This window comes from Thiolapillus sp., from assembly GCF_048562965.1.
GTDB classification, from domain to species: Bacteria; Pseudomonadota; Gammaproteobacteria; order Chromatiales; family Chromatiaceae; genus Thiolapillus; species Thiolapillus brandeum_A.
The window spans coordinates 1-5,105 of record NZ_JBHNMF010000231.1; the positions used below are offsets into that span (position 1 = coordinate 1).

Sequence of the window (5,105 nt, forward strand, 5' to 3'; positions counted from 1 at the left end):
TGAGCAGGATGCAGCAATCAGCGTATAGAACAAGCTCTAACGGGCAGTATGAACAAAATAGCAACTTTATTTCACCCGAAAATATACGGTGGAACAATGTTGCTTACTCTAAACTCTAGTTCTTTAAGCACTGCGCGAATATGTTCAAGGATGCGTTTTGGAGAACCGCCGTGCTGGATCATGTCCACCAGCTTGCCGTCCTTGCCGACGACATAGATGGTCGAGGAGTGATCCACTGCATAGCCAAGGGTAGAGTTTTCCACCGGCGCCTTGCGGAAGTAGGCGCCGTAACGCTTGGCCAGGGCCTGCAGATACGCCAGTTTTCCTGTCGCGCCGATCATCTTCGGATGAAAGTAGTGGCTGTACTCCTGCAGCTTCTTCACGTCATCGCGCTCAGGGTCCACGCTGATGAACAGGGGCTGGATTTGCGCCATCTCCTTCTTGTCGAGCTTCTTCAGCGCGGCAGACAGGGCACCCAGCGAAGTGGGACATACGTCCGGGCAGGAGGTGTAGCCGAAGTAGATCAGTACGATCTTGCCGCGAAAATCTCTCAGTGATACCTCGCCTTCGGCGGACTGCAGGGTGAAATCACCCCCCATGCCGGGGTAGCGTTCCTCCTTGCCGGAAAACAGCGTCCAGGCATGTGTCGCGGACGTGGAAAAAAGGAACAGCAGAAACAGCCAGAAGTGCTTTTTCATTGTTTTGGAGAATCTCTTTCAGGAGAAAAGACGGCGCATACCTGTGCCGGCAAGGTCTCAGTGTTTCATTTTCATATGGTTCATCTTTTCCATGCTGAAATGACGCACTTCCGCCTCAATATCCTTTTTGCTGCCGTCCTCGAAGATCAGGGTGATGGGCATTTTCCCGCCGGCCTTGAGGGGCTCCTTGATCATCATCAGCATCAGATGGTAGCCGCCGGGCTGCAGGGTGGTCGTGCCACCTGGGGCGACGGGAATGTCCTCCACAGGGCGCATGCGCATGACGCCGTTGTCATTGATATGCGTGTGCAGTTCGACCATGCCCGTGTTGCTCGACTCGGCGCCGACCAGGCGGTGTTCCTTGTCGCCGGTGTTTTTCATGCCGAGAAAACCCGCGCTGGTGGTCAGGCCGGGAGGGACTTCCCGCGCCCAGGGGTCGATAATCTGAATGTCTTCGGCGGCGGTGCCTGCAAAGGCCGGTGCAATCAGGGCCAGGCCCAGCAGTCCTGTTATTAAATGTTTGAACATGTGTTGTCTCCTGTGTTCTTGAGTAGGCTGATGGTAGCAGCTGCCTGAAGCTTGTAAATACGACAAGTGTCAATCCGGCACGTAATTTCATCAAATTCTGACAAACCTGTGTCAAATGACACAGCGTGTTGTATTCATTGATAAATAATGGAGACTCTGGCTGCAGACATTCTTTCCTGAGGCAGGGAAAGGTATCATGCCGGCCATGAAAAATATTGATGCACAGGAATTTTCACGGGCCTTGCTGAACTGGTTTGCCGCACATGGCAGGCAGGACCTGCCCTGGCAGCAGGACAGAAGCCCTTACCGCGTGTGGGTTTCGGAGATCATGCTTCAGCAAACCCAGGTGGCTACGGTCATCCCGTATTATCTGAAGTTCATGCGGGCTTTTCCCCAGGTGCAGGATCTGGCCCAAGCTGATATCGATGAGGTACTGCATCACTGGTCAGGCCTTGGCTACTATGCAAGAGCCAGGAACCTGCACAGGGCGGCAAAAGTGGTGATGGAACAGCATCAGGGGCGTTTTCCTGAAAGCTTCGAGCAACTGCTGGCATTGCCCGGTATCGGTGAATCCACCGCAGGGGCCATACTGTCTCTCTCGCTGGGTCAGCATCATGCGATTCTCGATGGCAATGTGAAGCGTGTGCTGGCCAGGATATTCATGGTGGACGGCTGGCCGGGAAAGACTGCGGTCCTCAAGGAACTCTGGAGCCTGTCCCGTATGCTGACGCCAAAAAGTCAGGCGGGTGATTACAACCAGGCGATGATGGACCTGGGCGCCACCCTGTGTACGCGCAGCAACCCGGATTGCCCATGTTGTCCCATGCAGGAACACTGTGCTGCATATCGGGCGGACCGGGTATCCGATTTTCCAGGCCGCAAGGCGGCGAAAATCCTGCCCAAGCGCTCTGTGCAGATGCTGATGCTGGTCGATGGGAGGGGCGGGGTGATGCTGGAGAAACGGCCGCCCAGTGGTATCTGGGGCGGGCTTTGGAGCTTTCCCGAACTGAAGCTTGAGGATGATCTGTCGGTATGGCTGCAACAGCACGCAGGCTTTGCTGTGTTAGAAATCCGGACCTTGCCCGAACGCAGGCACAGTTTCAGCCACTTTCAACTGCACATCTTTCCGCGCCTGATCCTGCTTGAAAAACCGGGTTTGCAGGTGCTGGATGGAGATAGCCGGGTCTGGTATAACCTGTCTCAAAGCCAGAAGCGGGGACTGGCCGCGCCGGTGCAGCTGTTGCTGCAAGAACTGAAAGAGGAACTGAAATGACGCGAATGGTGAATTGTATCAAGCTGGGGAAGGAGGCTGAAGGCTTGGAGCGGCCGCCTTATCCCGGTGAATTGGGAAAGCGGATTTTTGAGAATGTCTCGAAAGAAGCCTGGCAGGGCTGGCTGCAGCATCAGACCATGCTGCTCAATGAGCATCGGCTGTCGCCCGTCAATCCCAAGGACAGAAAGTTTCTTGAAGAGGAAATGGAAAAATATTTCTTTTCTGGCGGTTCCGCCAATCCGCCTGAATTCAATATCAAGCTGTGATTTTTCTTGACTAATTGCTCCTGTCCGGCTTAAATATGCCGCCTTGCCGCAGATCAAAGCCGGCAGGAATGTGCCCAGGTAGCTCAGTCGGTAGAGCAGAGGACTGAAAATCCTCGTGTCGGCAGTTCGATTCTGTCCCTGGGCACCATACAACGAGAGACCCACGAAAACGCCCCGCATTGTCGGGGCGTTTTTGTTTCCGTCCGATTGCAGGGGCAGCACAAATTTCCCTTCAATGGTGCTAGGATCTTTGTCTGGTTTTGTTCGTTGTCTGGAAAAGCCGGGGAATAAGTGTCCAACCTGTCCTGCAAACTGTTACTGGTCGATTCTGATGTGGCGGATGCCGAACTGGCAGGTGATCTGCTTCGGCAGTCTTTTCCGCATTGTGAACTGGTAACTGTCACCGATGCCGTCGCCTTTGCCGAACAGCTGAGTCTGGGGGGATTTGCTGCAGCTGTTTCCGAGCTGGCGCTTGGCTGGGCGTCCGGTACGGACGTGCTTACTGCGATTGCCGACAGGTACCCCGAGACTGTCACCGTGCTGTTTGCCAAATCCCTTCCCCCGAATGTCAAGGACCTGCAATCCGCCTCGGTCCCGTCTGCCATTCTGAAAAAGGATGAAGCGGGTTTTTTGAAGCTCGCGGATACAGTCGGTTCTGGTCTGTGCGGTGCGCAGGCATCTGAATGCCACCCCGAAACGGAGCGGCGTCCCTCGACACCAGGTGGAAAAACGCCGGCTGAGCCGAACAGCGACCAGACTGTGAAGCCTGTTTTGTCCACAGAACCCGGTCAGCCATCCCCGGAACATCTGTACCTGTTGAGAAGGAAAGCTGCGGAAGCTTTCCTTCGCTGGAAGATTGCCGACAGGAACAGGGCGGGGGAAGGGCATTCAAAGAAAAGCGGAAAGCCGCCTGAAAAGGAAGCCAGGATGTTGAAGGAAGATTTTGATATCACCTGGGATGAAAAACGGGAGCTGTACGAACTTGATGTCCAGCTGGCATTGCTGAATGCCCGATATTTACAGACAAAGGAGGCATCGCCAATCGATCCAGACAGCTATCTGGCCCAAGCGGAAAAGGTCAGCATCAGAAAAAGCAGATAGCTCTCAAGTACCGGAAAATCCGCGATCGTTTCGACGCGAAATGGCGCCAATCGATGAAAGATTGATTGAATCGATCCTGTGATTTTTCATGGGCATAGGCATAAAAAATGGAACCATTCCGCCCACAATAATGATAGGACCATTGGAGTAAAAAAGCGATGCCCGCGAGGCTAGGGGAAAAGAAAGAAAGTGACAGAACCGTCCTGCAAGCTGCTGTTGATTGATACCAGTCCGTCAGATGCAGAGCTTGCTGACAAGCTGCTTTCCCAGGCTTTTCCCAACTGCGAGCTGACTGTCGTTTCCGATGCGGTTGCTTTTGCCGAGCAACTGGCCAATGGCGGCTTTTCTGCTGTCATTTCCGAGCAGGCACTGGGATGGGCGTCCGGCATGGATGTACTTGCCACGTTTTCCAGGCGCCACCCGCTCACAGCGACCATCCTGTTTTCAGAAACACTGCCCCCTGAAGCTTGCCGCCTCGAGCATGGCAACCGGCTGTTTGCCTGCCTGACAAAAAACAGCGCCGGCTTTCTGCAGCTTGCCGATATAGTCGCGTCCCTGTTGCGGGCAATCAGGGAAGATCAGGACGTGTATGGTTTCTGGCGTCAGACACTTGGCAATATGAATGATCCTGCGTTGACTGTCACTGCTGATGGCCAGGTGGAGGAAGCCAATAATGCGGCTGCCGGGGTGCTTGGATACCAGGATGCCGCAGAGCTGCGGGGACTTGGGTTAGAGCCTTTGTTTGACCTTGACGCCGGCAGGCTGCCGAAAGCTGGGCTGAAGAAACAGCTTCAGGCCATGGCAAAAGGCGCAGCCGATCCGCTGGATATTCAGGCGACACCATTGAAAGGAGCGTCCGCTGCCGCGCGGGGCCGCTTGACCGTCTGGCCGCTTCCTGGTGATGCAGCGCGGCTGGCGGCAATTTATCGCCCACAGGCCGGCAAACAGGCGCCCGCCGATCCGGATGGTGAATATCAGCAACTGCTGTATGCGGTTTCCCATGATCTGCAGGAGCCGCTGCAACTGGTTTCCCGTTACGCAGACCTGTTGCAGGAGGATTATGGCGCCGCCCTGGAGAAAGACGGCAGGTTTATCGTCAGGAATCTGGCAAGCAATGCCCGGCTGACGCAGTCCATGCTTGATGATCTGCTCGAATATTCCCGCCTTGGCCGCCTCGAACCTGTCCTTGTGGAAGTGGATCTGAATGAAATCGTTGATGATGTGACGGCATTGTATGCA

6 protein-coding genes and 1 tRNA gene are annotated in these 5,105 nt (G+C 54.8%); 5 read left to right on the forward strand and 2 right to left on the reverse strand.

Annotated features, from left to right (window positions below):
* Positions 1–71: 71 nt before the first annotated feature.
* Positions 72–698 carry an SCO family protein gene (locus ACOCD2_RS11970; protein ID WP_293647882.1) on the reverse strand — a complete coding sequence of 209 codons (627 nt, stop codon included), beginning with the start codon at positions 696–698 and terminating at the stop codon, positions 72–74.
* A 57-nt stretch (positions 699–755) separates the two neighbouring features.
* Positions 756–1,226 carry a copper chaperone PCu(A)C gene (locus ACOCD2_RS11975; protein ID WP_293647880.1) on the reverse strand — a complete coding sequence of 157 codons (471 nt, stop codon included), beginning with the start codon at positions 1,224–1,226 and terminating at the stop codon, positions 756–758.
* A gap of 196 nt (positions 1,227–1,422) precedes the next feature.
* Here ACOCD2_RS11975 and mutY point away from each other — a divergent pair, with 196 nt between their 5' ends.
* From mutY to ACOCD2_RS12000, 5 genes are all read left to right on the forward strand, one after another.
* Positions 1,423–2,499: an A/G-specific adenine glycosylase gene (gene mutY, locus ACOCD2_RS11980; protein WP_305800300.1), complete on the forward strand. Its 1,077-nt coding sequence runs from the start codon at positions 1,423–1,425 to the stop codon at positions 2,497–2,499.
* Complete coding sequence (locus ACOCD2_RS11985) at positions 2,496–2,765, forward strand: oxidative damage protection protein (protein ID WP_293647878.1); 270 nt, start codon at positions 2,496–2,498, stop codon at positions 2,763–2,765. The genes mutY and ACOCD2_RS11985 overlap by 4 nt, the downstream gene beginning before the upstream one ends.
* Before the next feature lie 72 nt (positions 2,766–2,837).
* A tRNA-Phe gene (locus ACOCD2_RS11990) sits at positions 2,838–2,913 on the forward strand.
* A gap of 143 nt (positions 2,914–3,056) precedes the next feature.
* Positions 3,057–3,866 (forward strand): hypothetical protein, encoded by an 810-nt coding sequence (locus tag ACOCD2_RS11995; protein ID WP_293647876.1) that lies wholly within the window; start codon positions 3,057–3,059, stop codon positions 3,864–3,866.
* Between the two features lie 189 nt (positions 3,867–4,055).
* Positions 4,056–5,105: histidine kinase dimerization/phospho-acceptor domain-containing protein (locus ACOCD2_RS12000; RefSeq protein ID WP_293647874.1), on the forward strand; the 1,050-nt coding region annotated here is incomplete at its 3' end.